The following is a 24,894-nucleotide window of genomic DNA, read 5'->3' as shown; positions in this document are numbered from 1 at the left end:
GGCAAGGGGCGGCCTTTTCCGTTTGATCGCGCATTTCATTCCGGCAAAAACCCCATGACTTCAACGAAACTCCATAATTTGCCATGAGTCAGTCTCTCATTTTCTTATGACATAGGCCGCGCTTCCGATTGGCCTCGCCGTCAGCGTCCCTGTAGTTTGCTCGTCAGAAGGAAGCAGCGGCGCCATCCGGCACCGCCGGGGGAGCGGCAAACGTGCAGGCCGGTCCTCCGGTCTAGGCTTCCGACCACCGCAACATTTTTCCGGCTCGTGCCGGGGCGCCGCCTGGAGATCGCTCCCGGCGGCAGGGCCCCGCTGTGCGCGGCCCCGAGAGGAGAGGGTTCAACGCACATGACGCAGAGAATTCACGACATCCACCCGCATGTGATCTCGGACGACGAGGTGGCCTATCCGCGCGCGCCGCTGGGCGGCAACCAGTCGGACTGGTCGAAGGAGCATCACGTCACCATCGAGGATATGATCGCGGCGATGGACGAAGCGGGTGTTGCGAGCTCGGCACTCGTCCAGGCCGCTTCGTGCTACGGCTATGACAACAGCTATGTGGCCGAGGCCGTGTCCCGCTATCCGGACCGTTTCACCGCCGTCGGCACGATCGACGTGCTCTCCGCAAATGCCGTCAACGTCATGCAGGGCTGGATCGGCAAGGGCATCACGGGGCTGCGCCTCTATACCGGCGGCAGCAAGCTGACGTTCGACTTTTCCTGGCTGAACGATCCCCGCTCTTTCCCGGTCTGGGAAAAGGCCGGCGAACTGGGACTGCCGATCTGTGTCCAGTGCCGGATGCCGGCTTTCCCGACCGTCGTCGAGATGGCCCGGCGTTTCCCGCAGACCCGCATCGTCATCGATCACCTGGCCCGCGCCGACATCACCGACGGCCCGCCCTATGCGAACGCCCGGCCGCTGTTCGATCTGGCCGAGCAGGCCAACATCTACCTCAAGGTCACCCCGCGCACCTTCGATCTCGCGGCCTCGGGCGCGGCTTCGCCCGAAACCTTCTTTCCGATGCTGGTCGAGGCCTTCGGCGCCGATCGCTGCGCCTTCGGGTCGAACTACCCGGCATCGGAAGGCAGCCTTGCCGAGATCGTGGCGCGCGCCAGGCAGAACCTCGCCTCCCTCACCGCGGCGGACCGCGACATGATCCTCGGCGGAACCGCCGAAATCCTCTACCCGCGCCTGGCCTGACGGGTGCGCGTGGGGCGCACTCCGAACCCGGTCGCGGTGGATGGACTGTTCGACAACACGACACGCCTGCCGCCAGCGCGGGCGGACCTGCCCGCCTGACCGGCGGGGCGGGCTTGAAGCAGGAAAAAAAGGAGACGGCCATGGCCAGACTGAATTCGGTGATCGCGGCTTTCGAGCAGGGACGCAAGGCCTTCGGCACCTTCGCTCCGGCGGACATGGAATCCGCCATATGGGTGACCGAGGCCCCCTATGACGGCGTCATCTACGAGATGGAGCATCGTCCCTGGGATCCGGCGCAACTGCGCGATACGCTGCAATGGATGGTGAGCCGCAAGTCGATTGCCGCCACCGGCGCCCCCGCCGTGACGCCGATCGTGCGCATTCCGGCCAACGGCGGCGAGATGAACCAGTTCCTGGCCAAGCAGGCGCTGGACATGGGCGCCTTCGGCGTCGTCTGGCCGCATGTCAGCACCGCCGAACAGGCCTACAACGCCGTCGCCGCCTGCCGCTACCCGCGGCGCGAGACGGCTCCGCTCTTCGAGCCGCAGGGGATCCGCGGCGACAGCCCCAAGACGGCGGCGCGCTTCTGGGGGATCGGGACCGGAGAGTATTACGGCAAGGCCGACGTCTGGCCGCTGGCGCCGGAAGGCGAGATCCTGGTGATCCTGATGATCGAGGATCTGGCCGGCATCGCCAACCTCGACGAGATGCTGACCAAGGTCCCGGGAATCGGGGCTGTGATGATCGGCGAGGGCGACCTCAGCCAGGAACTCGGCCACCCGCGCGAATACGACCATCCCGAAGTGGTCGCGGCCATGGCCGAGATCGTGCGCACCTGCAAGGCGCGCGGAATGCGGGTCGGCCACCCGCATGTCGGCTCCAAGAATGTCGAGAAGGTGCTGGCCGACGGGTTCGACCTGCTGCTGGCGGCACCGGTGCGCTCGTTCGCGGCCCTGGATACCGGGCGCCGGCTGGCCGGCCGCAGCTGACATCCCGCACGCTTGAAGAAAGGAACGCGCCGATGGCCGACACGCTTCGCCTGACCATCTCCGTCCGCAGCCAGGGGCATACCATGCCGCTGAAGGACGGCACCGTCACCCTCGACGGCATCGCATTCGAGTTCATCGAGGTCGAACCCCAGATCGCCGCCTATCGCCGGATGGTGCGCGACCTGGAATTCGACGCCTGCGAGCTGGCCTCGACCACCTACTACATCGCCCGCTCGCACGGCGCCCCCTACACGGCGCTGCCGATCTTCTTCGAGCGCAAGTTTCATCACACCGGCCTCGTGGTCCGGCCCGATGCCGGGATCGCCCACCCGAGGGATCTCGAGGGCAGGAAGGTCGGGGTGCGTGCCTATTCGGTGACGACGGGCGTGTGGACACGCGGCATCCTGCAGAACGAATACGGGCTCGACTGCTCGAAGGTGACCTGGGTCGTCGACGACGAGGAGCACGTGGCCCAGATGGTGCTGCCGCCCAATGTCGTGCACGCCCCCGAGGGACGATCGCTGGCCGACATGATGGCGGCCGGCGACCTGCAGGCCGGCTTCACCGCCAATGCCGGGATCGGGCGCGCCGGTCCGCCGACCGAGGGTTGGGCGGCTTCGGCCACGCCGGTCGACAGCTATCCCGAGCTCCTGCCCGACGGCAAGGCGGCCGAGGCGGAATGGTTTGCCCGCACCGGCATCCTGCCGATGCATTCGACGCTCGTGATCCGCGACGAGATCCTGGCCGCGCGGCCGGATGTGGCGCCCAAGATCTACAACGCCTTCCTCAAGGCCAAGCAGATCTACCTGGAGAGACTGCGCTCCGGCGAGGCTTCCTCCAAGCAGGACGAAGGCCGCCGCAAGCTGATGAAGATCGTCGGGGCCGATCCCCTTCCCTACGGCCTTTCCGCCAACCGCCCGTCGATCGAGGCCCTCAAGCTCTACGCCGAACAGCAGAAGCTCATGGCCCGCGAAGTTTCCGTCGAAGAGCTGTTCATCGACGAATCCGGCTTCTGAACGGCTGCCGCGGACCCAGGAGGAGAAAAGACATGATCATCGACTGCCACGGACACTACACGACCGCGCCCAAGGCGCTGCAGGCCTTCCGCGCCCGCCAGCTCGAGGCCTTCAAGGCAAAGGCGGCCGCACCGCACAAGGACGAGCTGGTCATCTCCGACGACGAGATCCGCTCGACGCTGGAGGACAACCAGGTGCGCCTGCAGCGGGAGCGCGGGACGGACGTGACGCTCTTTTCGCCCGGCGCCGGCAAGATGGCCCATCACGAGGGCGACGCGAAGGTGTCGCAGCAATGGGCCGAGGTCTGCAACGACCTCATCTACCGCGCCACCCGGCTGTTTCCTAAGAGCTTCGTCGGTGTCTGCCAGTTGCCGCAATCGCCGGGCGTCGCGCCGGCAAACTGCATCGCGGAGCTCGAGCGCTGCGTGACGGAACTCGGCTTCGTCGGCTGCAACCTCAATCCCGATCCTTCCGGCGGCTACTGGACCGATCCGCCGCTGACCGATCGCCACTGGTATCCGCTCTACGAGAAGCTGGTGGAACTGGACGTGCCGGCCATGGTCCATGTCGCTTCGTCCTGCAATCCCTGCTTCCATGGCACCGGCGCGCACTACCTCGCGGCCGACACGACGGCCTTCATGCAGCTTCTGCTGTCGGACCTGTTCAAGGATTTCCCGACGCTCAAGTTCGTCATTCCCCATGGCGGCGGCGCCGTGCCCTATCACTGGGGACGCTACCGCGGGCTGGCCCAGGACCTGAAACGGCCGCCTCTGCCCGAACTGCTGCTCGACAACGTCTTCTTCGACACCTGCGTCTATCACGATCCCGGCGTGCAGCTCCTGACGAAGGTGATCCCGGTGAAGAACGTGCTGTTCGCCTCCGAGATGATCGGGGCGGTCAAGGGGATCGACCCCGAGACCGGCCACCGCTTCGACGACACCAAGCGCTATATCGACAACGTTCCCTGGCTGACGGCGGAGGACCGCCGCATGATCTATTACGAGAACGTGCTGAAGGTCTATCCGAGGCTCGGCGCCGCGCTCGCGCGCATGGACGCCTGATCGGTACGGCGGGACACACCATGATCCGCTGGTCGGCGAGCAGGATAGGACGGGCTTTCTCGGCGCTGCGCCATCGGAACTATCGCCTGATGTGGATCGGCACGATGGTTTCGAACACGGGCGACTGGATGGACCAGGTGGCGCTGAACTGGCTCGTGGTCGCGACCACCGGCTCGCCGTTCCACCTGGCGCTCGTCAACCTGTGCCGGGGTCTGCCGATCCTTCTGTTTGTCCTTGTCGGCGGGGCGATGGCCGACCGCCTGCCCCGCCGTCGGCTGATGATGCTGACCCAGTCGGCGGCGATGGCGATGGCGGCCTTCCTGGCCGTCATGGTTCTGTGGGGCGGCGCCCCGATCTGGGCCATTCTCACGGTCGCGACCGGACGCGGGATCTTCACCGCCTTCAACATGCCGGCCCGCCATTCGCTGATCTCCGAGCTGGTGCCGAGAAGCGACCTTCCGAACGCGATCGCGCTGCATTCGATGACGGTCAACCTGACCAAGATCCTCGGGCCGGCGCTCGCCGGGGTGATCATCGGCACGCTCGGCACCGGCTTCTGCTTCGCGCTGAACGCGGCGAGCTTCGTGGTGGTGATCGGGTCCTTGCAGGCGATGCGGTTTCCGCCCGATCCGCAGCGTTCGCCCTCGCCGTCGCTGCGCAAGAGCATCGTCGAGGGCATGGCCTATGTGCGCGGCGAGCGGACGGTGCTGCTGCTCGTGCTGATCGCGCTGGTGCCGACCTTCTTCGGCCAGCCCTATCTCAGCATCCTGACCCTGTTTGCCCACGATGTCTTTCGCATCGGGCCGGAGGGCCTGGGCCTGCTTACCGCGTTTGCCGCCGGCGGATCGGTCGCGGGCGCGCTCATGCTCGCAAGCCTGCCCCGCGTGGCCGCCTCCGGTCGATGGATGACGATCTTCCTGATCGGCTTCGGGGCCGTCCTCGTCGTCTTTGCCGCCAATCCGTTTCTCGTCGTGGCGCCGGTCCTGCTGCTGGCCGCCGGCGCATTCCAGATCGCCTACAACGCCGCCAACAACACGATCCTGCAGATGCGGGTGCCGGATCACATCCGGGGGCGGGTCATCTCGATCCTGATGCTGAACAGGGGGCTGGTGCAGCTGGGCACGGCCGCCACCGCGGGCGCCGCCGGCCTGATCGGCGCGCGCTGGGCCATGGCGGTCAACGGGCTGATCATCCTTTCGATGGGAGCGCTCGTTCTACTGCGCGAGCGGCGGATCGTCGAACTGAACGGCGGCGAGGAGCCGGCCGAAACCGTACCGGCTGCCGACGCGCCGGGATCGAAATAGCCAATCGGAGGACCGTCCATGTCGCAGAAGAAAACCGCCCTCGTCATCAGCGCCCATGCCGCCGACTTCGTCTGGCGGTGCGGCGGCGCGATCGCGCTCCACGCATCGCTGGGCTATGCGGTAACGGTCGTCTGCCTGTCCTTCGGCGAGCGCGGCGAATCGGCCAAGCTCTGGAAGGAGCCGGGCATGAGCCTCGGCAAGGTCAAGGCCGCCCGCCGCGCGGAGGCCGAGAAGGCCGCACAGGCACTCGGCGTGCACGATCTGGTCAGCTTCGATCTCGGCGACTATCCCCTGCGCCTGACCGACGACGACAAGTATCGCCTCGTCGACGTGATCCGCGCCGTGCAGCCGGCCTTCATGCTGAGCCACTCCCAGTACGACCCCTACAACACCGACCACATGTACGCCACGCAGGTGGCGCTGGAGACGCGCATGATCGCCCAGGCCTGGGGTCACAATCCGGGCGAGAAGGTGCTGGGAGCGCCGCAGCTCTACCTGTTCGAGCCGCACCAGACCGAGCAGATGGGCTGGAAGCCGGACGTGTTCCTCGACGTCACGCCGGTCTGGGAGAAGAAGCACGCCGCCATCGAATGCATGGAGGGCCAGGAACACCTCTGGGACTACTACACCCGGCTCGCTCAGAACCGCGCCAACCATTTCATGCGCAATTCCGGCGGCCAGTCCGGCGGCCGCCATGCGCAATACGCCGAAGGCTTCCAGTCGGTGTTTCCGCGCACCGTCGACGAACTCTGAGATCGAAATTCCCCGACAGAACCGAGGAGAACTCCATGACCGAAACCCAGATCCCCATCCATACGCTGCTGGCCGAATACGGGGTGACCCGGGCGCTGCGCAACGGCGAGGTGACATCCCCGCTCCTGCGGCTCGACTATGCCGACTACGATCCCTCCAACCTCGGGTTCAAGGCCTTCGTCCGGGAGGCGGCTTTCCAGGCCGGCGAACTGGCGATCGTGACCTTCCTGATGGCAAAGGCCCGCGGCGCCCCGCTGGTGCTGATGCCGGCCCCCATTTCCGGCCGCTTCCAGCATCACTGCATCGCCTACAACGCCGAAAACCGGGTCCTGCTGCCGGGCGACCTCGCCGGCAAGCGCGTGGGCGTGCGCGCCTATACGCAGACCACCGGCGTCTGGGTGCGCGGGATCCTGCAGAACGAATACGGCGTGGACCTGGAAAAGATCACCTGGGTCTGCTTCGAGGACGCCCATGTCGAGAACTATGCCGAGCCGTCGAACGTGACGCGCGGCGCGCCGGGACAGAAGCTGGTCAACATGCTTCTGGACGGCTCGCTGGATGCCGCCATGCTGGGCAGCAACATGCCGGACGATCCACGCCTGAAGACCGTCATCCCCGACCCGCAGGAAGCCGCCAGGGCCTGGTACGAGCGGACCGGCGTGATCCCGCTGAACCACGTCTTCGTCGTCCGCAAGGACCTGTCGGAGGCGCGACCCGACATCGTGCGCGAACTCTACCGGATGCTGAAGGAAAGCAAGGCCAAGGCCGGGCTGAAGGGGTTCGACACGCGGCCCTACGGCGTCGAGGCCAACCGCAAGACGCTTCAGACGATCATCCGCTATTCCTGGCAGCAGGGCCTGATCGACCGGCAGCTCGAGGTCGACGAACTCTTCGACGACGTGACCCGCGCGCTGGACTGAAGCGTGCCGCACCTCCTTGGTGCGACACCTTTTGCTCTCAGGGGCGCAACGTGATCGCGTCCTGCAGGCGCAGGAGCTCGAAGTCGCTGACGAGGATGTCGATACGCAGCTGCCATTGACCGGCGAGCGGAACGACGACGTCGGACGCGAGCCAGGTCCCGTCCGCCTGCAGGGCGGCTTTCCTGCGCATCGGCTCGATGCCTGCCTGCGCGTTCGACAGGACGAAGGTGACTTCCTTGGCGGCGAGCGGGCTGAAGTCGGGGGAAAGAACGACGGCCGAGATCGCGACGGGGCCGGCATGCCCCGGCGTGACGGCGACCTGCGCCATCGCCTTGTCGGCATGGATATGAACCGAAGCCGGCTGCGCCGCCGTGACGGCGAGCGCGCGCGGCGGCGGCGTGAACCGCCACGCCGAAGCGGCCGCAAGGACGGCCACGACGATCAGGATCTCGACGGCGATGGATTTCCTTAGCCGGCGTACGGCCTTGCAGTCACCCTCGGCCGCCGGGCCGGTGAGGATCCAGCGGTTCAGGGCGACCACGCCGAACAGAACCGCCAGCAATGCACCCTTCGCCAGAAGCACCTGGCCATAGGCGGTCGATAGCAGCGCGGCAGGATCGCGGACCTGGATGGCAGCCAGAAGCAGGCCGGCCAGGACGAGCAACGCAACGCAGAGCGGGATCAGCCGGAAGAACCGGCCGAGCGCCTGCCGGCCGACATCGGGATCGCCGCGCAAGGCAGCGGCCAGCGGCAGAAGGGCGCCGATCCAGATCGCGATCGTGATCGCATGGACGAAGACCGCCGGGCGCGTCAGCCATTGCGGAGCGGCGGCGCTCGCATGGCCGCTCAGGGCCAGCGCGCCGCTTCCTGCAAGGAGTGCCAAGAGCGATGCCGCCCGGCCAAGGGCCGACCCGGAGCGGGCGGCAGCGACGGCAAGGCAGAAGCCCGCCGACAGGACCACAACGGTCGCGCCGAAGCTCGTCGCGAAGCCGGCCTTCCAGACGGCGGGATCGAGGAGCGCGGCCAGCGGCGCGCCAAGGGCATCGAGGCCCTGCAATCCAAGCGACAGCACCGTCGCGACGAGACCCAGCAGCGTTGCCGCCCGGGCGAGCCGCGGGGTCTCGCCGGGCGTCAGCCAGCGCGTCACGAAGACGCCGCCGATGCCGAAGAAGAGGCCGACATACATCGCGATCCGGGCAAGCCAGAGTGCGGATCGCACCGGCCAGTCGATCGGCGCGCCCTCAGCCTGCGTCCCCTTGCTCGGCGCACCGATCGAAAAGAGCGTGGACCCCGCGACGGGGTGGCCGTCCTCCGAGACGACGCGCCAGGTCAGCACATGGGTCCCTGCCCCGAGGCCGTCGGGGGTGGTGATATCCAGCGTGGTGTCGCGAAGGATGTAATCGTCGAGCGTCGTCGCCTGGCCATCCGGCCGGATCAGCTTCAGCACCAGCGGCGACACCGGCTCGCTGAACGACAGAGAGAGGGTCTTCGGTGGCGTGCCCACGACCGCGCCGTCCGGCGGGACCGCCCCAGTCAGCGATGCATGCGCCATCGCCATGCCGGCGAGGCAGCACCACAGCAGGCCGGCCAGCAGGGCCAGGATGCCGGATCGACTGAGATTGCGGTTGTGCACGATCACGAAGGTTCTCCGACGACAGGCACGGCCGGCGCACGATGGCGCCGGCCGCCTCGGTGTCAATGACCGGCCACGGCCTCGATCAGCGTCACGCCCGGTGCGGGCAGCTCGAGGTCGTCGGCCGACTGGCCTTTTGCCGGAATCTCGATCCAGCGCTCCGCCATGCCGTCCGGGCATTCCTGCACGACCGGGAAATAGAGCGTCTCGCCGGCCTTCAGGTCCTTCGTCAGGTAGACCCGCAGCACGAACTCGTCATACTCGTCGTCGGCAAGCGCGCCGCCGCTCCAGACCACTTCCTTGACCCCTTCGCTGGTGGGCGTGCCGTAGTAGTCATAGGATTTCGCGTAAGGGCCCTTGATCTTGTCCAGCTTCCAGCCGGCCTTCGGCTGCGACTTGACGGCGATCACGCCCTCGGGGATCTGCACGCGAACCGTGTTCGTCGGCTTGCCTTCGCACCCGTGCGGCACCTGGAAGATCGCGCGATAGGTCGATCCCACCGGCGCTTCCTTCAATTGCAGCGAGACGTGGGCAAAGGCGGTTCCTGCGCCGAGCGCGAGGGCGGCGACGGTGACGAGAGTTTTCTTCAGCATAGTCGTTCTCCAATGGAGCCGGTCATCTTGCCGGCATGGTTTGGAATGGGAAAAAGCGATTGGGGGGTCGCGGGCGCCGGCTGGCTCGGTCGACGACAGGTCAGGTGTCGGCCGGGGCGCGATAGCCCCGGAACCCCTGCCCTCCCCGCCCGCAGACGCGGTCGCGCGGGGTCGGTCGAAACGTCATGTCCAGTCGAACGGGTTGCCGGCGTGCGATCAGCCGGCCAGTGGGGGACCGCGCGGATGGCCGGGTAGGTCGTCATGCGCCGGCCCGAGCGGGGCCGCATTGCCGCCAGGCATCCGCTGCGATGGCTGGGCAAGCGGATTGAACAGGGTGGCGACACCGGGATCGGTCGGCACGAAGCCTGTCGCCACGCCGCAGAGAAGCGTGCAGCAGTCCGGCGCAGCCGAGTGGTCCTTGCCGGGCTCGGGTGTCGGCTGCTGTTCCAGATGGGTGATGCAGAGCGGATCGCCGAACGCATCGACCATCGCCGGAGCGGCGGCGGCCGCCGCGGTCGCGAACGTGCCGAGGAGGGCCTGCAACGCAAACAGGATCGCGGCGGCCAGAGCCACCATTCCGTTCCCGCGCTGTTGCATCCGTCTCTTCATCGAACCCTCTCGTGCCCTGCCTTTACCAAGCACGCCTCACCCTGAACAGTCTTCCGGCCCGTCTTATTGTCGCAGTGTTTGCGATGCGGCAAACACAGGAAGGAACGGGCCCGCACGCTGCAGGCGACGGTCGTAGCAATAAACATGCGAAACCAATCCCGTATTTGATGTGGAGCAAAGTACTCAAGTTTATCGTCGATAGGGTCCGCCGCGGTGATCAGGAAATCGGGCGGGGCCGGCAGATCGATGGTGGGTGGGGAGTTCTCGCGACATTTTGCAAGCGGCGACGGCTCGGATCCGTTGCGCGACGCGTTTGCCCGTCGCAGTGCCGTCATGCCGTTCCGGGGCCGGCGGCGTCTCCCGCCGGGCGAGTTTCAGGCGACATGGCAGCAGATCCTGTCTGTCCCCTCCCCTCCGCGCAAGCGTCTCGCCTATATCCACGTCCCCTTCTGCGCCAATCACTGCCTGTTCTGCGGTTTCTACCGCAACGCCTATGTGCCGGATGCGGGCGCGGACTACGCCGGTCTCGTCGTGGAAGAGATCCGCCGCGAGGCGGCATCGCCGGCGATCCGCAACAGTCCGGTCCATGCGGTCTATCTCGGTGGCGGCACGCCGACGGCGCTGAGCGCCACGGAACTGTCCCGCATCATCGCGACGGTCCGGGCCGAGCTGCCGCTCGCCGCCGATTGCGAGATCACCGTCGAAGGGCGCATCATTCATTTCGACCCTGAGAAGATCGACGCCTGCCTCGAAGCCGGCGCGAACCGGTTTTCGATCGGCGTCCAGAGTTTCGACACGGCCGTTCGCCGCAGGCAGGGAAGGCGCGCCAGCCGCGAGGAGGCGATCCGCTTCCTGGAAGACCTGCGGGACCGCGACCGGGCGGCGCTAGTGATCGACCTCATCTACGGCCTGCCGGGCCAGACGCCGGAGGTCTGGCGGCAGGACCTTGAAACCGCCGCAGCGCTCGCCCCGGACGGGATCGATCTCTACGGGCTGAACCTCATTCCCGGCACCCCGCTCTCGACGGCGATTGCCGCGGGAAAGTTCCCCGCCGCACCCGGCCTTGCGGAACTGGGCGGCTTCTACGACGCCGGCGCGAAATTCCTCCGGCGCCGGAACTGGCGGCAGATCAGCAACAACCACTGGGGCCGCACGACGCGCGAGAGAAACCTCTACAACCTCCTCATCAAGGAGGGCGCGGATTGCATCGCCTTCGGCTCCGGCGCGGGCGGCTCGATCGGCGAGATCAGCTACGCGCTTGCCAGCGACCTGGTGCAGTACCGGCAGGACCTCACAGCCGGCTGCAAACCGCTCGGCATGATCACCACATCCGACGCCCTGCAGCCCCTGCGCAACTTCGTCACGGCGAGCTTCGAGGTCGGCCGGCTCGACATCGTGGGCCTTGCCGCGCTCGCAGGTGACGAGGTGGCGGCGTCGTTCGCCCCCCTTCTTTCCCAATGGCAGGAAACCGGACTGCTCTCCTTCGCCGGCGACACGGTCGAACTCACTGTTGCGGGACGCTTCTGGTACGCCAACCTGATCGCCGCCTTCCACGACATCCTCGAACACAGGCTGCAATCCGCAATCGATGCCGCCTGATTGAAATCACCTTTGAAGGAGCCATCCCATGCAGGACATCAGCCACTCGGAAACGTACGACCGGATACGGCAGGCCATTGCCGAAAAGCCGGACGGCATCCTCGAAGCCCTGGCGCAGCAATTCGGAGTGTCGCTCCAGTGCGTCGTCGAATGCCTACCGGGCGGCGTGACACGCATCGACGGCAGCCGGTTCGTCGAGGTGCTCGGCGATATCGCCGAGTGGGGCGACATCACGTTCATCGTCCATACGAGCGATGCGATCGTCGAGTTTTCCGGGCCGATGCCGCGGGGCAGAATGGGCCATGGCATGTACAACCTCCAGGGCGGCGGGTCCGGCCTTTCCGGCCATCTGCGCCCGGAAAACTGCAAGGCCATCTTCCTGGTCCGCCGCCCCTTCATGGGCATGGAAACGATGTCGGTGCAGTTCTTCAACGCCCATGGCGAGACCATCTTCAAGATCTACGTCGGACGGGACGCCGAGAAGAAGCTGAAGGCCGACCAGGTCGAACGCTTCGACCGTCTGGCCACGCTGTTTTCCGAGACGGCGGTTGCCTGAGATGCGGCCGCTTTTGATTTTCGGCGCCAGTCGCGGTGTCGGGCTGGAACTGGCGCGGCTGGAATGCGCCGCTGGCCGGCATGTCGTCGCCCCCGTCCGGCGGCAGTCGGACGTCACCGCGCTCGCCGACACCGGCGCGATCGTCGAGCATTGCGATGCCCTGTCCCCGACCGACGTGGCGGGCGTCATGAGCCGGATCAGCGGCGACTTCGAGATCGTCTCCACGCTGGGCGGACAGGCGCGCGACGGGCGTCGGGCCGACGACGAGGGCAACATCAACGTCATCGACGCGGCCGTGGCGACCGGCCGGGTCAGGCGCTTTCTGCTCGTCACCTCGATCGGCTGCGGCGAGATGGCGCCGTTTCGCTCCGCTCGTGCGATCGCCGCCTTCGGCGCGGCGGTGGACGCCAAGACCCGGGCGGAGGAACGGCTGAGGGCGACGACGCTGGACTGGACGATCCTGCGTCCCGGCGGCCTCGTGTCCGAGCCGGCGACGGGTCGCGGCCTTCTGCTGCAGGGCGCGGACATCCATGGCTTCATCCACCGGGCCGACGTCGCACAGCTGGCGTCTCGCGCGCTTCGCGATCCGGCCACGATCGGCCACGCCTTCGCCGCCGTCGATGCGCAGCGGATCATTCCACACCAGTACCCGTGAAACGGGCCGTCGCGGATCCGGGGAGGCAAACGTCCCTGTTCATCGGAAATCCAAGACGAGCCCCTCCCCTGCCCTGTCGGGCGGCTTTTCATGGTCGTCCGGGTCTTTCCGCAACCGGGGTAACAGGCTGATTTATCGACGCTGTCGGCACGCAACGAAAGCAAACTGGCAGTTTGCTTTATTCACTGGTTCTTAACCATAATGTCGGGGTCCGGCGGCCGGCACGCGATCCGGGATCGATCCCCACCCATGCGCCGACGGACGTGGCCCGGAGAACCGAAAACGGCGCCGCGAATATCTCCGCGACGCCGGCGATCATTTGGCCGATCCGGACGGGAAGTCCCCTCCCCGCCGGACCGCCTTGCTCATGCCGAGGCGTAGGCCTTGGCCATGTCCGGCAGGCGCTTGACGCGGATCTTCGAGGCCTTGCCGGCCGAGCGGAACGCCTCGAAGCGCTCCTTGCAGACCTCGACCATCAGGGCCGTCGCCGGCTTCAGGTAGTTGCGCGGATCGAAGTTCTCCGGGTTCTCGGTGAACTGCTTGCGGATCGTCCCGGTCATCGCCAGGCGCAGGTCGGTGTCGATGTTGACCTTGCGGACGCCGAGCGGGATCGCCTTCTGGATCTCCGCCACCGGCACGCCCCAGGTCGGCTTCATCTGCCCGCCATAGGCGTTGAACAGATCCTGCAGTTCCTTCGGGACGGAGGACGAGCCATGCATGACGAGATGCGTGTTCGGCAGTTTCCGGTTGATCTTCGCGATCGTCTCGATCGACAGGATCTCCCCGTCGGGCTCGCGCGTGAACTTGTAGGCGCCATGGCTGGTGCCGATCGCGACCGCGAGCGCGTCGACGCCGGTCTTGCTGACGAAATCCAACGCCTGGTCCGGATCGGTCAGGAGCTCCTCGCGCGACAGCTTGCCCTCGAATCCGTGGCCGTCTTCCTTGTCGCCGGCGCCCGTTTCCAGGTTGCCGAGACAGCCGAGTTCGCCCTCGACCGAGACGCCCGCCGCATGCGCGATCTTCACCACTTCCGCCGTGACGCCGACATTGTATTCGTAGCTTGCGACCGTCTTGCCGTCGGCCAGCAGCGAACCGTCCATCATCACCGAGGTAAACCCGTTGGTGATCGCGGAAATGCAGGTGGAGGGCTGGTCGCCGTGGTCGAGATGGAGGCAGACCGGGATATGCGGATATTCCTCGGCCGCACCGAGGATGAGGTGACGCAGGAAGGCGTCGCCGGCATAGGCCCGGGCGCCGCGGCTCGCTTGCAGGATCACCGGAGAATCGGTCGCATCGGCGGCGCGCATGACCGCCTGGATGTATTCGAGGTTGTTCACGTTGAACGCCGGCAGCGCGTAGTCGTTCTCTGCAGCATGATCGAGCAACTGCCGCATGGTAATCAACGCCATTCCGTATCTCCCTGTTCTGACAAAAATTCCTGGGTGGTTGGCACTAATCACAGAAGCAACGGGCGTTGCAACAGGCCGACCGGCGCCTAGCCTAAACCAAATCGATTGAAAGAAAATCAAATCGATTAGCAAGATATTTCAAGGCCTTGGATCGGGCGATTGACGACGGGCAGGGCGGATCGGCAGGCGGGTGGCGGCGCGTCCCGCGATTCGCCATCCGGCGCTCCTCGGCTTGCTTACCAGGGGTGTTACAGCTGAAACGCCCTTGAAATTTATGCTTTGATTTCAGTGCAATAAGAGGGGCGACGGCCCTCAGCCCCTCGCCCGAAAACCCTCCAGGGCCCGCCGACGCCGGCGGGCCCCGCAGGTCGGTTCAGCCGCGCGACTGCTCGAAGCGCTGCAACAGCTCCGGCAGCTGCCGCGCCAGCCACTCGGCAAGGCCCGGAACCTGCCGCTCGTCGACGGAAAAGCGCGTCACCGTCCCTGCCCGCTCGATCGAAACCGCGTCCTGGCCGGCCGTATCCTTGATGACGCTCTTCGCCGGCGCCGGCTTCTCCTTGGCCTCCAGCAGCGCGAGCAGCAGGGCGAAACGGCCATCGCTGTCGGCGCGCAGCCATCGGTCGGACGACATCAGTCCGTTCGCCGCAGAGGAGCGGGCGGCCGGGAGCTTGCGGTCCGAAAAATGCGCCGCCAGCTTCTCCCATTTCGGCCGGCCGGTCTTCGGCGCCGGGCCGATCTTGCGGACGATCTCCTGCGGGAATGCGCCGGCGAGCGAGGTCAGGATCGAGATATAGGCCAGGCCCTTGTCTTCGCTGCGCCCGAGTGCGGCGGCAATCGTTTGCCGATCGAAGCCGCGCTCCTTCAGCTCCTGCGCGAAAAGCGCCTGCTCGATGAAGGACAGGTCCTTCCGCTCGCTGTTCTCCTTGCCCTGCGCGATGACGAGGGCGTCGTCGGACAGCTCCCGCACGATCGCCTTGACCGGGCGGCCCAGTTCGCGCGCCGCCTGCCACCGGCGATGGCCGTAGGCGATCTGGAACAGCCCGTTCCCGTCCGGGTGCGGGCGCACGAGGATCGGCACCTGCTGGCCGTGCTCGCCGATGCTGCGCACCAGCTCCGCGAGATCCGGATCGACCTGGCCGTCCATGCGGTCGCGCACGAAGGAGGCGACCACCTGCTCGGGGCCGAGTTCGACGACGGCCTCGGAGCCCGCGATCTGCTCGCGCAGGCGGGCGTTCTCGTCCTCGATGGCGGAGAAGGAATCCTGCATCGAGCGCACGGCACCGGAGGATACCCGCCGGCCGGCCTGGGACAGCGGCGAGGGGGCGACCGCCGCGGCCAGCTCGTCGGCGTTGATGCCGCCGAACATGGCCTTCATTCGCTTGGATCGATCACTGGCGCTGTTCATTTGCGTCCCCAGACTGTCTTGATGTGGCGGAAGATCTCGGCGTTCACGGCGCCGACCGATTCGAGCGCGCGGTTGAGCGTATCACGGCCGACGCTGCCTCGCGTCATCTCGTAGAGGCTCTTCTTCTCAAGGCCCGCGCTGGCGATGGCGGTCGTGTCGACGACCGACGCGGCGAGCACGTCCTCGCCGAACAGCGAACGCAGCAGCGCCACGACATTCACCTGCGGCACGTCGTGCGGATTGTGCCGGGTCAGGACATAGCGGATGAAGTCGTGCTCCAGCGTGCCCCCGGCGTCCTCGATCACGCCGAGCAGGTCGCTCGTCATCGCCAGGAACTGGTTCATCGAGGCGACGTCGAGCATGGCCGGGTGGACGGTGATCAAGAGCCCCGTCGCCGCATAGAGCGCCCCGAGGGTGAGATAGCCGAGCTGCGGCGGCGCGTCGATCAGCACGACGTCGTACCGGTCCTCGACCTCACCGAGAACGGTTTTCAGCCGGCGGAAGAACATCCCGTCCCCGCGCGACAGGCCCTTGGCGATCGCCTGCGGCGTCTCGTGCTCGTATTCCATCAGTTCGAGGTTGCCGGGCACGATGTCGACGCCGTCGAAATAGGTGCGCCGAATGACTGCGGAGAGGGGGACCCGCTCGTTCTCGTCGTAGCGGATCGCCGCATAGAGCGTCTGGTTCGCGTCCACGTCGAATTCCGGCTGGTAGCCGAACATGGTGGAGAGCGATGCCTGCGGATCGAGGTCGATCGCAAGGACGCGCAGTCCCTGCAGGGCGAGATAGTGGGCCAGGTGCACGGTCGTCGTCGTCTTCGCCGAGCCGCCCTTGAAGTTGGCGATCGCGAGCACCTGCAGCTTGTCGCCGGCGCGCCGGCGCGGCAGAAACTCCAGCGCCTCGGTCGGGCGCCGGTTGGCCAGGTAGGCGCGTATCTCGTTAACCTGCGGCAGCGTGTAGACGCGCCGGCCGTTGTCCTGCCGGTCGGGGATCACCGCCTCACCATCCAGCGACATCTGGCGCAGCGTCGATTCGGCGACGCCGAGAAGGGCGGCCGCATCCTTCGACGAGAATGTCCGCAGCGATTTCATCGCCTCGGGCGGGTACATCTGCTGCCGGAGATTTTGCAATTGCGCCGACAGCAACTGCGAATGGCGCATGATCCGGTCGGCGGAGGACAGGAGGTCCTGGGGTCGTCTGAGTGCGTTTTCCATGAGAGCCCGACGGTTAATTGGAGAAAGTCGGAAAAATTCCGTCGCGACTGTTTTTCAACTGATTTGCCCGGCCGGTCAAACGGTTTATCGTTAACGAAGGGTTAAGATGCACAGTCATGCGAATGCAACCCGCCAGGACGCACAATTAAGGGCGCGGCGCTGCGTCCGAATTACGCACCGGCCCCGGCATCGCCGTGTATTCATGAGCCGGTTGATTCAGCGCAAAGACCTGATGGTGTGAACATTCCAATGCTCCGGCAACAATTTGCTGGAATGCCCTGGAATGAAACTCTTCCGTCTTGTCGTTCTGCTTTGCGCCAGTCTGTGCCTTGCGGTCTCCGCCCGCGCAGCGACTGTGTTGCAGGAGTATCTGCCGGACACGGTGGCCTCGGAACTCGTGCCGGGCGCCGACGGTTTCGGCCCCGTGCGCGACGATCTCGCCGTGGCGCCGGTGCTGAAGGGCGGCCAGACGGTTGCCTGGGTGTTCGTCACCTCCGATTTCGTCGGAACGACCGGCTACTCGGGCAAGCCGATCCACACGCTGGTGGCGGTCGGCACGGATGCGAAGATCGTCGGCGTGAGGCTGGTGAAGCATTCCGAGCCGATCGTCCTCATCGGAATTCCCGAGGCGAAGGTGAAGGCGCTGGTTGCCGGCTATGCCGGGCTCGACCTCGTCGCCGAGGCGAAATCCGGCGGCACGGCGCATGAAGTCGACATCATCTCCGGCGCGACCGTGACGGTGATGGTGATCGACGATTCGATCGTCCGTTCCGGCCTGAAGGTGGCGCGCGCGCTCGGCCTCGGCGGCCTGGCCCCGGAAACGGCCAATGCCGGCCCCCGTTTCGAGATCGATCCCGCCGCCGCCCCGCCGGCGGACTGGGCCGAGGCCGAGGGCGATGGCACCCTGCGCCGGCTGTCGCTGGATGTTGCCCAGGTCAATGCCGCCTTCGCCGAGCATCCCGACGAACGCGCCCGCGAGCGCGCGCTCGCCGAAGCGCCGCAAACCACCTTCATCGACATGCAGGCGGCGCTCGTCTCCGTTCCCCCGGTCGGCAAGGCGCTGCTGGGCCCGGCCGAGGAGGCCAATCTCGAGGGTTGGCTGGGCGAGGGGGAGAATGCCATCGCGGTGATGGCGCGCGGGCTCTATTCGTTCAAGGGCTCGGGCTATGTGCGCGGCGGCATCTTCGACCGTATCGTGCTGATCCAGGACGATGTCTCGGTGCGCTTCCGCGACCGCGACCATCGCCGCCTCGGCGGCGTCGCCCTGGCCGGCGCGCCGGAATTCACCGAGATGGACCTGTTCCGAATTCCCGCCGGCCTCGGCTTCGATCCGACCAAGCCCTTCCGCATCCAGCTTCTGGCGCAGCGCGAGGTCGGGCCGATCGAGAAGGTCTTCCACACCTTCGATCTCGGCTACCAGCTGCCGCAGAAATACCTGCGCGCCGTTACGCCGCCGGCAAAGGACGTCGTCGCCGTCGCCGACCGCGGGGAGGGGACCGCGCAGGCGGACCTGTGGAGGCGCATCTGGCGCGATTCCAAGCTGAAAATCGCGGTCCTCGGTTCCATGCTGGTGGTGCTGACGGGGGTGTTCTTCTTCCAGACCTATGCGGTCAGGAACGCCAAGGGCTTCTTCATCTTCCGCATGGCCTTCCTGACGGTGACGCTGGTCTTCCTCGGCTGGTACGCCAACGCACAACTTTCGGTTGTCAATCTGATGGCGCTGTTCGGCAGCCTGGTGTCCGGCTTCAGCTGGCAGGCGTTCCTGCTCGATCCGCTCACCTTCATCCTGTGGTTCGCCGTCGCCGCCGCACTGCTCTTCTGGGGGCGGGGCGCCTATTGCGGCTGGCTCTGCCCCTTCGGCGCCCTGCAGGAGCTGACCAACCAGATCGCGCGCAAGCTGCACGTTCCGCAATGGACGCTGCCCTGGGGCCTGCATGAGCGGCTCTGGCCAATCAAGTACATGATCTTCCTCGGTCTTTTCGGCGTCTCGCTGATGAGCGTCGAGCAGGCGGAGCATCTGGCCGAGATCGAGCCGTTCAAGACCGCGATCATCCTGAAGTTCATCCGCGCCTGGCCGTTCGTGGCCTATGCGGCCGCGCTCCTCGTCGCCGGGCTCTTCGTCGAGCGGTTCTACTGCCGCTACCTCTGCCCGCTGGGTGCGGCACTCGCGATCCCCGCGCGCATCCGCATGTTCGACTGGCTGAAGCGTTACCACGAATGCGGAAACCCCTGCCAGACCTGCTCCAACCAGTGTCCGGTGCAGGCGATCCACCGCACCGGCGAGATCAACCCGAACGAGTGCATCAACTGCCTGCACTGCCAGGTGCTCTACCAGTCCGAATCCGTCTGCCCCGTGGTGATCAAGAAGATGAAGTCGCGGGCGAAGCTCGCGGCGAGCCCCGGCGGCGCCCCGATCCACCAACCAACCGTCTAACCACAAGGAGCCGATCATGGAATCCAAGGAAAACAAGGGAATGAGCCGTCGCGCGCTGTTCAGCGCCACGGCAGGCACCGCCGTTCTGGCCGGCACGATGGGGCCGGCCGCGCTCGGCCTCGGGTCGGCGGGGCTGGCGACCCCGGCCCGCGCCGCCGCCGCCGGGGCGGACGGTGCCGTCGCGCCCGGCAAGCTGGACGACTACTACGGCTTCTGGTCCTCCGGCCAGACCGGCGAGATGCGCATTCTCGGCATTCCCTCGATGCGCGAGCTGATGCGCGTGCCGGTGTTCAACCGGTGCTCGGCCACCGGCTGGGGGCAGACCAATGAATCGATCCGCATCCACCAGCGGACGATGTCGGAGAAGACGAAGAAGCAGCTTGCCGCCAACGGCAAGAAGATCCACGACAACGGCGACCTGCACCATGTCCACATGTCCTTCACCGAGGGCAGGTACGACGGTCGCTACCTGTTCATGAACGACAAGGCCAACACCCGCGTGGCGCGCGTGCGCTGCGACGTGATGAAGACCGACGCCATCCTGGAAATTCCCAACGCCAAGGGGATCCACGGCCTGCGTCCGCAGAAATGGCCGCGCTCGAACTACGTGTTCTGCAACGGCGAGGACGAAGCCCCGCTCGTCAACGACGGCTCGAACATGAAGGACGTATCGTCCTACGTGAACATCTTCACCGCGGTCGACGCCGACAAGTGGGAAGTCGCCTGGCAGGTGAAGGTCTCCGGCAACCTCGACAACTGCGACGCCGACTACGAGGGCAAGTGGGCGTTCTCGACCAGCTACAACTCCGAGATGGGCACGACGCTGGAGGAGATGACCAAGTCCGAAATGGACCACGTCGTCGTCTTCAACCTCGCCGAGATCGAAAAGGCGATCGCCGCCGGCCAGTACGAGGAGATCAACGGCGTCAAGGTCGTCGACGGCCGCAAGGAGGCCAAGTCCCTCTTCACCCGCTACATCCCGATCGCCAACAACCCGCACGGCTGCAACATGGCGCCGGACAAGAAACACCTGTGCATTGCCGGCAAGCTCTCGCCGACCGTCACCGTGCTCGACGTGACGAAGTTCGACGCGCTGTTCTACGAAAACGCCGAGCCGCGCAGCGCCGTGGTGGCCGAGCCGGAACTGGGCCTCGGCCCGCTGCACACCGCCTTCGACGGGCGCGGCAACGCCTATACCTCGCTCTTCCTCGACAGCCAGGTGGTGAAGTGGAACATCGAGGAGGCCATCCGCGCCTATGCCGGCGAAAAGATCAACCCGATCAAGGACAAGCTGGACGTCCAGTACCAGCCGGGCCACCTGAAGTCGGTGATGGGCGAGACGCTGGATGCGACCAATGACTGGCTGGTGTGCCTGTGCAAGTTCTCCAAGGACCGCTTCCTGAACGTCGGCCCGCTGAAGCCGGAGAACGACCAGCTGATCGACATCTCCGGCGACAAGATGGTGCTGGTGCACGACGGCCCGACCTTCGCCGAGCCGCATGACGCCATCGCCGTGGCGCCGTCCATCCTGCCGAACATCCGCTCGACCTGGGACCGCAAGGACCCGATGTGGGCCGAGACGCGCAAGCAGGCCGAGGCCGACGGCGTCAACTTGGACGAATGGACCGATGCCGTGATCCGCGACGGCAACAAGGTGCGCGTCTACATGACCTCGGTCGCGCCGAGCTTCAGCCAGGAAAGCTTCACGGTGAAGGAGGGCGACGAGGTCACGGTGATCGTCACCAACCTCGACGAGATCGACGACCTGACGCACGGCTTCACCCTGGGCAACCATGGCGTGGCGATGGAGATCGGGCCGCAGCAGACGAGCTCGGTCACCTTCATCGCCGCCAATCCGGGCGTCTACTGGTACTATTGCCAGTGGTTCTGCCATGCCCTGCACATGGAAATGCGCGGGCGCATGTTCGTGGAACCGAAGGAAGCCTGATCCATGCGCCGGCTCGCCCTGCTGATCGGCCTTCTTCTCGCCTCGCCGCTCGCTGCGGCGGAGCGCGCGGTCGCGCCGGGTACGGGCAGCCTCGCAGCCGCCGTCGCCGGGGCAGCACCCGGCGACGTGCTGATGCTCACAGACGGGGCCTATGCCGGCCCCGTCACCATCGACCGTCCGCTCACCATCCGCGGCCCGCGCGGGGCGGTGGTGGACGGGCAGGGAAGGGGCAGCGTGGTGACGATCTCCGCCCCGGACGTCACCCTGACGGGCTTCACAGTCACCGGCTCCGGCCGCATCAACCAGGATCTCGACGCCGGGGTGAAGATCCTGCAAGGGGCCGATCGCGCCCGCATCGAAAAGCTGCTCGTCACCGGAAACATGCACGGGATCGACGTGCATGGCGGCCGCAACGCCGCCGTCACCGGCAACGAGATCATCGGCACGAACAGCCCGCGCATGAACGAACGCGGCAACGGCATCTATGTCTGGAACAGCCCCGGCACGCTGCTGGAGGGCAATGTCATCCGCTACGGCCGCGACGGCATCTTTTCCAACGCCAGCGCCGACAGCGTCTATCGCGGCAATCTCATGCGCGACCTGCGCTTTGCCGTGCATTTCATGTACACCCGCAACACCGAGGTTTCCGGCAATCTATCGGTCGGCAACCACCTCGGCTTTGCCATCATGTTCTCGGAACGGACGAAGATCCGCGACAATCTCAGCCTCGGCGACCGCGAGCACGGGCTGATGCTGAACTACGCCAACAACGCCGACGTCACCGGCAACCTGGTGCGCGGCGGCACGAAGAAATGCCTCTTCATCTACAACGCCCACAAGAACCTCATCTGGAACAACCGTTTCGAGGGCTGCGGCATCGGCATCCATTTCACCGCCGGCTCGGAGAAGAACGTGCTGACCGACAATGCCTTCGTCGCAAACCGCGAGCAGGTGAAATATGTCGGCACCCGCAACATGGAATGGAGCCACGAGGGCAGGGGCAATTTCTGGTCCGACCATCCGGCCTTCGACCTCAATGGCGACGGCATAGCCGACAGCTTCTACCGGCCCAACGACCTGATGGACCAGATCCTCTGGTCGCAGCCGGCGGCGAGCCTGCTGATCGGCTCGCCCGCCGTGCAGCTCGTGCGCTGGAGCCAGCGGGACTTTCCCGCCACGCTGCCCGGAGGGGTGCGCGACAGCGCCCCCCTGATGCAGCCCCTCACCATATCCGTCCCGCCCGAAATCCTCGGCTACGAAGCCGAGGCCGCCGGCCGCTGGGCCGAAGGAAACTTTGATGACACGGACACTGACGATCTCTCGGCTCACTAAGCGCTTCCAGTCCGTCGAGGCGCTGAAGGCGGTCTCGCTGACGCTGGAGGCGGGACGGCGGGCGGCCTTGCTCGGCCACAATGGCGCCGGCAAATCGACGATGATGAAGATCATCCTCGGGCTGATCCCCTTCGACGGCGGCGAGGTCTCGGTGTGCGGCGCGGCCCCCGGTTCGGCGGCGGCGCGGTCGCAGCTGGCCTATCTGCCGGAGAACGTAGCCTTTCACCCGGCCCTGACCGGGGAGGAGCAGCTTCGGCACTATCTGGCGCTGCGCGGCGAAAATCCGCGCCAGGCGATGGAGCTTCTGGCGCGCGTCGGGCTTGCCCATGCCGCGCGGCGGCGGATCGGCACCTATTCCAAGGGCATGCGCCAGCGCGTCGGCCTCGCCCAGACGCTGATCGGCCGCCCGCGTCTCCTCGTGCTGGACGAGCCGACCTCGGGCCTCGACCCGGTCTCGCGACGGGACTTCTACGACCTGCTCGACGGCCTTTCCGCCGAAGGAACCGCGATCCTGCTCTCCTCCCATGTGCTGACAGAGGTGGAGGCCCGCACCGACCGCATCCTCATCCTGTCGGGCGGGGAACTGGTGGCGGAAGGCACGCTTGCCGACCTGCGCGCCCGCGCCGCGCTGCCCATCGCCCTCCTGGTTCGCCCGGCACCCGGTCGCGCAGCGTCGCTCACCGCAGCCTTTCCCGAGGCGGTCGCCGGCGGCGACGGTCTCCTGCGCCTTTCCTGCGCGCAGGCGGAAAAGCTGCCGCTTCTCGCCCGCATCGCAGCCCTTGGGGGCGAGGTCGCCGATCTCGACGTGATCCCGCCGAGCCTCGAGGACATCTACAGCCATTTCAGCCGGAGGGACGGGCAATGAGCCGCATCCTCGCCACAGCGATGTGCGAATTCCGCATCGCCTTCCGCAATCGCTGGGTCACGATCGCCACCGGCATGATGGTGCTGTTCGCGCTGGTCCTTTCGGCCGCCGGATCGGCGCCGACGGGCGACGTCGGCGTCGACCGGCTCTCGGTGACGGTCGCCTCACTCACCTCGCTCGCCGTCTATCTGGTGCCGCTGCTGGCGCTCCTGATGAGCTTCGACGCGATCGCCGGCGAGGTGGAGCGCGGCACGCTGCCGCTCCTGCTCACCTATCCCGTCTCGCGCCTGCAGATCCTGCTCGGCAAGCTGCTCGCGCACCTGGCGATCCTCGCCCTTGCGGTGGCGCTCGGCTATGGCGCGGCAGCGCTCGTGGCCGTCTGGTCCGACCCGGAGGCGATCAAGGGGCTCGGCTCGCTGTGGCGGCTGGTCTGGACCTCGGTGCTGCTCGGCGCGACCTTCCTCGGCGCGGGCTATGCGCTGTCCGTGCTGGCCCGGCGTCCCTCGGGTGCGGCCGGGCTGGCCATCGCGCTCTGGCTGGTGGCGGTGGTGCTCTACGACCTCGCGCTCCTCGCGCTGATCGTCACGGACGGGGGAGGGGCGTTTACCACGCACGCACTGCCCCTGGCGCTGCTCGCCAATCCCGCCGACGCCTTCCGCGTCTTCAACCTGTCGGCGGCGCAGGCCGTTGCGGCCGCCGGCGGCATCGGCGGAGCGGCGGGCGCGATCCCGCTCTGGCAATCGGCCGCCTCGCTGCTTGTCTGGCCGCTTGCCGCGATCGCGCTCGCCGTTGCAGCCTTCCGGAAGGTGACGCCATGAGACATCGCCTGCGCCCCGCACTTCTTCTCGCCGCACTCGCGCTGCTCTCCGCCTGCAAGGAGGAGGTGGCCCAAAGCACCGTGCCGCAGGACATGACACCCGAGACCCTCGGCTACTACTGCCAGATGAACCTTCTCGAGCATCCCGGCCCCAAGGCCCAGGTCTTCCTGGACGGCAGCCCCGCGCCGCTGTTCTTCAGCCAGGTGCGCGATGCGATCGCCTATGTCCGCGGGCCGGAGCAAGTCGCGCCGATCCTCGCCGTCTACGTCAATGACATGGGCAATGCCGGCGCGACCTGGGATCGGCCCGGCGACGGCAACTGGATTGCCGCCGACAAGGCCTTCTACGTCGTCGGCTCCGCCCGCCAGGGCGGCATGGGCGCGCCGGAGACGGTGCCCTTTGCCAGCCGCGAGCGCGCCGAGGCCTTTATCCGCGCCGAAGGCGGCCGCGTGCTGACGCTTGCCGACATTCCCGACGACATGGTGCTCGCACCGGTCGAGGCCGGCGCGGACCAAGGCGTCGACGACGAGGATTTTCGCGGCCGCCTGCGCGCCCTGCCCAACAAAGCCGGAGGTTGAACC

The 24,894-nt window shown here is 66.7% G+C and carries 22 protein-coding genes; 16 read left to right on the top strand and 6 right to left on the bottom strand.

Translation table 11 applies throughout. The annotated features are described in order from the left end of the window. Positions 1-348 precede the first annotated feature (348 nt). From P0086_RS09315 to P0086_RS09285, 7 genes are all read left to right on the top strand, one after another. Positions 349-1,200: an amidohydrolase family protein gene (locus tag P0086_RS09315; RefSeq protein ID WP_148177812.1), complete on the top strand. Its 852-nt coding sequence runs from the start codon at positions 349-351 to the stop codon at positions 1,198-1,200. A gap of 140 nt (positions 1,201-1,340) precedes the next feature. Further along, the gene (locus tag P0086_RS09310) at positions 1,341-2,189 is read left to right on the top strand and encodes an aldolase/citrate lyase family protein (protein WP_275784867.1); all 849 of its coding nucleotides are present in this window, start codon (positions 1,341-1,343) and stop codon (positions 2,187-2,189) included. A gap of 32 nt (positions 2,190-2,221) precedes the next feature. Then, positions 2,222-3,205: an ABC transporter substrate-binding protein gene (locus tag P0086_RS09305; RefSeq protein ID WP_275784865.1), complete on the top strand. Its 984-nt coding sequence runs from the start codon at positions 2,222-2,224 to the stop codon at positions 3,203-3,205. Between the two features lie 32 nt (positions 3,206-3,237). Then, on the top strand, positions 3,238-4,266 hold the full coding sequence (locus P0086_RS09300; RefSeq protein ID WP_112607268.1) for an amidohydrolase family protein: 1,029 nt from the start codon (positions 3,238-3,240) through the stop codon (positions 4,264-4,266). Positions 4,267-4,286: 20 nt separating this feature from the next. Next, positions 4,287-5,570 carry an MFS transporter gene (locus P0086_RS09295; protein WP_275784863.1) on the top strand — a complete coding sequence of 428 codons (1,284 nt, stop codon included), beginning with the start codon at positions 4,287-4,289 and terminating at the stop codon, positions 5,568-5,570. 18 nt (positions 5,571-5,588) lie between these two features. Beyond that, positions 5,589-6,323: a PIG-L deacetylase family protein gene (locus P0086_RS09290; RefSeq protein WP_275784862.1), complete on the top strand. Its 735-nt coding sequence runs from the start codon at positions 5,589-5,591 to the stop codon at positions 6,321-6,323. Positions 6,324-6,358: 35 nt separating this feature from the next. Next, positions 6,359-7,243, top strand: coding sequence for a phosphate ABC transporter substrate-binding protein (locus tag P0086_RS09285; RefSeq protein ID WP_275784860.1), 885 nt, complete (start codon positions 6,359-6,361; stop codon positions 7,241-7,243). Positions 7,244-7,280: 37 nt separating this feature from the next. Here the strand turns inward: P0086_RS09285 and P0086_RS09280 are convergent, their stop codons facing one another. The 3 genes from P0086_RS09280 to P0086_RS09270 all read right to left on the bottom strand — a co-directional run bounded on the left by P0086_RS09280 (position 7,281) and on the right by P0086_RS09270 (position 10,045). Further along, entirely contained in the window at positions 7,281-8,882 is a 1,602-nt protein-coding gene (locus tag P0086_RS09280) for a copper resistance protein CopC (RefSeq protein WP_275784858.1), read from the bottom strand. Positions 8,883-8,938: 56 nt separating this feature from the next. Further along, positions 8,939-9,469 (bottom strand): DUF1775 domain-containing protein, encoded by a 531-nt coding sequence (locus P0086_RS09275; protein ID WP_112600317.1) that lies wholly within the window; start codon positions 9,467-9,469, stop codon positions 8,939-8,941. 216 nt (positions 9,470-9,685) lie between these two features. Beyond that, entirely contained in the window at positions 9,686-10,045 is a 360-nt protein-coding gene (locus tag P0086_RS09270) for a hypothetical protein (protein WP_275784854.1), read from the bottom strand. A 279-nt stretch (positions 10,046-10,324) separates the two neighbouring features. On the opposite strand from P0086_RS09270, the gene hutW reads away from it, so the two are divergent. The 3 genes from hutW to P0086_RS09255 are packed head-to-tail and all read left to right on the top strand — an operon-like array spanning position 10,325 to position 12,888. Then, positions 10,325-11,677, top strand: coding sequence for a heme anaerobic degradation radical SAM methyltransferase ChuW/HutW (gene hutW, locus P0086_RS09265; protein WP_275785263.1), 1,353 nt, complete (start codon positions 10,325-10,327; stop codon positions 11,675-11,677). A gap of 28 nt (positions 11,678-11,705) precedes the next feature. After that, entirely contained in the window at positions 11,706-12,233 is a 528-nt protein-coding gene (gene hutX / locus P0086_RS09260) for a heme utilization cystosolic carrier protein HutX (protein ID WP_275784851.1), read from the top strand. 1 nt (position 12,234) lies between these two features. After that, positions 12,235-12,888, top strand: a complete 654-nt coding sequence (locus P0086_RS09255) for an NAD(P)H-binding protein (RefSeq protein ID WP_275784848.1) — start codon at positions 12,235-12,237, stop codon at positions 12,886-12,888. 365 nt (positions 12,889-13,253) lie between these two features. Here P0086_RS09255 and fba read toward each other — a convergent pair whose 3' ends face one another. The 3 genes from fba to repA form a co-directional block, all read right to left on the bottom strand. After that, positions 13,254-14,297, bottom strand: coding sequence for a class II fructose-bisphosphate aldolase (gene fba, locus P0086_RS09250; RefSeq protein ID WP_112607252.1), 1,044 nt, complete (start codon positions 14,295-14,297; stop codon positions 13,254-13,256). Between the two features lie 373 nt (positions 14,298-14,670). Next, entirely contained in the window at positions 14,671-15,702 is a 1,032-nt protein-coding gene (repB, locus tag P0086_RS09245) for a plasmid partitioning protein RepB (RefSeq protein ID WP_275784845.1), read from the bottom strand. Beyond that, positions 15,699-16,916: a plasmid partitioning protein RepA gene (repA, locus tag P0086_RS09240; protein WP_275784843.1), complete on the bottom strand. Its 1,218-nt coding sequence runs from the start codon at positions 16,914-16,916 to the stop codon at positions 15,699-15,701. Before repA ends, repB begins: the two co-directional genes overlap by 4 nt. Before the next feature lie 283 nt (positions 16,917-17,199). Here repA and P0086_RS09235 point away from each other — a divergent pair, with 283 nt between their 5' ends. The 6 genes from P0086_RS09235 to P0086_RS09210 are packed head-to-tail and all read left to right on the top strand — an operon-like array spanning position 17,200 to position 24,891. After that, a complete protein-coding gene (locus tag P0086_RS09235; RefSeq protein WP_275784840.1) occupies positions 17,200-19,350 on the top strand; it encodes a NosR/NirI family protein in 2,151 nt (716 codons plus the stop codon). A gap of 16 nt (positions 19,351-19,366) precedes the next feature. Then, positions 19,367-21,298, top strand: a complete 1,932-nt coding sequence (gene nosZ, locus P0086_RS09230; protein ID WP_112607246.1) for a TAT-dependent nitrous-oxide reductase — start codon at positions 19,367-19,369, stop codon at positions 21,296-21,298. 3 nt (positions 21,299-21,301) lie between these two features. Then, complete coding sequence (locus P0086_RS09225; RefSeq protein WP_275784837.1) at positions 21,302-22,630, top strand: nitrous oxide reductase family maturation protein NosD; 1,329 nt, start codon at positions 21,302-21,304, stop codon at positions 22,628-22,630. Beyond that, on the top strand, positions 22,596-23,495 hold the full coding sequence (locus P0086_RS09220) for an ABC transporter ATP-binding protein (protein ID WP_275784834.1): 900 nt from the start codon (positions 22,596-22,598) through the stop codon (positions 23,493-23,495). Before P0086_RS09225 ends, P0086_RS09220 begins: the two co-directional genes overlap by 35 nt. Further along, positions 23,492-24,313 (top strand): ABC transporter permease subunit, encoded by an 822-nt coding sequence (locus P0086_RS09215; protein ID WP_275784832.1) that lies wholly within the window; start codon positions 23,492-23,494, stop codon positions 24,311-24,313. The genes P0086_RS09220 and P0086_RS09215 overlap by 4 nt, the downstream gene beginning before the upstream one ends. Beyond that, on the top strand, positions 24,310-24,891 hold the full coding sequence (locus tag P0086_RS09210) for a nitrous oxide reductase accessory protein NosL (protein WP_275784829.1): 582 nt from the start codon (positions 24,310-24,312) through the stop codon (positions 24,889-24,891). The genes P0086_RS09215 and P0086_RS09210 overlap by 4 nt, the downstream gene beginning before the upstream one ends. Positions 24,892-24,894 lie beyond the last annotated feature (3 nt).

Source organism: Mycoplana sp. MJR14 (assembly GCF_029210525.1).
Taxonomy (GTDB): Bacteria; Pseudomonadota; Alphaproteobacteria; order Rhizobiales; family Rhizobiaceae; genus Mycoplana.
Note: the sequence above shows the minus strand (reverse complement) of the source record. Positions and strands in the feature narration are given on the sequence as shown.

Excerpts from the sequence above, each read along its gene's own strand:
- P0086_RS09285 (WP_275784860.1), top strand. The coding sequence starts at position 6,359 with ATGACCGAAACCCAGATCCCCATCCATACGCTGCTGGCCGAATACGGG.
- P0086_RS09275 (WP_112600317.1), bottom strand. The coding sequence starts at position 9,469 with ATGCTGAAGAAAACTCTCGTCACCGTCGCCGCCCTCGCGCTCGGCGCA.
- repB (WP_275784845.1), bottom strand. The coding sequence starts at position 15,702 with ATGAACAGCGCCAGTGATCGATCCAAGCGAATGAAGGCCATGTTCGGC.
- P0086_RS09315 (WP_148177812.1), top strand. The coding sequence starts at position 349 with ATGACGCAGAGAATTCACGACATCCACCCGCATGTGATCTCGGACGAC.
- fba (WP_112607252.1), bottom strand. The coding sequence starts at position 14,297 with ATGGCGTTGATTACCATGCGGCAGTTGCTCGATCATGCTGCAGAGAAC.
- P0086_RS09305 (WP_275784865.1), top strand. The coding sequence starts at position 2,222 with ATGGCCGACACGCTTCGCCTGACCATCTCCGTCCGCAGCCAGGGGCAT.
- hutW (WP_275785263.1), top strand. The coding sequence starts at position 10,325 with ATGGTGGGTGGGGAGTTCTCGCGACATTTTGCAAGCGGCGACGGCTCG.
- P0086_RS09225 (WP_275784837.1), top strand. The coding sequence starts at position 21,302 with ATGCGCCGGCTCGCCCTGCTGATCGGCCTTCTTCTCGCCTCGCCGCTC.
- P0086_RS09270 (WP_275784854.1), bottom strand. The coding sequence starts at position 10,045 with ATGGTGGCTCTGGCCGCCGCGATCCTGTTTGCGTTGCAGGCCCTCCTC.
- P0086_RS09295 (WP_275784863.1), top strand. The coding sequence starts at position 4,287 with ATGATCCGCTGGTCGGCGAGCAGGATAGGACGGGCTTTCTCGGCGCTG.
- repA (WP_275784843.1), bottom strand. The coding sequence starts at position 16,916 with ATGGAAAACGCACTCAGACGACCCCAGGACCTCCTGTCCTCCGCCGAC.
- P0086_RS09210 (WP_275784829.1), top strand. The coding sequence starts at position 24,310 with ATGAGACATCGCCTGCGCCCCGCACTTCTTCTCGCCGCACTCGCGCTG.
- P0086_RS09255 (WP_275784848.1), top strand. The coding sequence starts at position 12,235 with ATGCGGCCGCTTTTGATTTTCGGCGCCAGTCGCGGTGTCGGGCTGGAA.
- P0086_RS09300 (WP_112607268.1), top strand. The coding sequence starts at position 3,238 with ATGATCATCGACTGCCACGGACACTACACGACCGCGCCCAAGGCGCTG.
- P0086_RS09215 (WP_275784832.1), top strand. The coding sequence starts at position 23,492 with ATGAGCCGCATCCTCGCCACAGCGATGTGCGAATTCCGCATCGCCTTC.
- hutX (WP_275784851.1), top strand. The coding sequence starts at position 11,706 with ATGCAGGACATCAGCCACTCGGAAACGTACGACCGGATACGGCAGGCC.
- P0086_RS09310 (WP_275784867.1), top strand. The coding sequence starts at position 1,341 with ATGGCCAGACTGAATTCGGTGATCGCGGCTTTCGAGCAGGGACGCAAG.
- P0086_RS09235 (WP_275784840.1), top strand. The coding sequence starts at position 17,200 with ATGAAACTCTTCCGTCTTGTCGTTCTGCTTTGCGCCAGTCTGTGCCTT.
- P0086_RS09290 (WP_275784862.1), top strand. The coding sequence starts at position 5,589 with ATGTCGCAGAAGAAAACCGCCCTCGTCATCAGCGCCCATGCCGCCGAC.
- nosZ (WP_112607246.1), top strand. The coding sequence starts at position 19,367 with ATGGAATCCAAGGAAAACAAGGGAATGAGCCGTCGCGCGCTGTTCAGC.
- P0086_RS09220 (WP_275784834.1), top strand. The coding sequence starts at position 22,596 with ATGACACGGACACTGACGATCTCTCGGCTCACTAAGCGCTTCCAGTCC.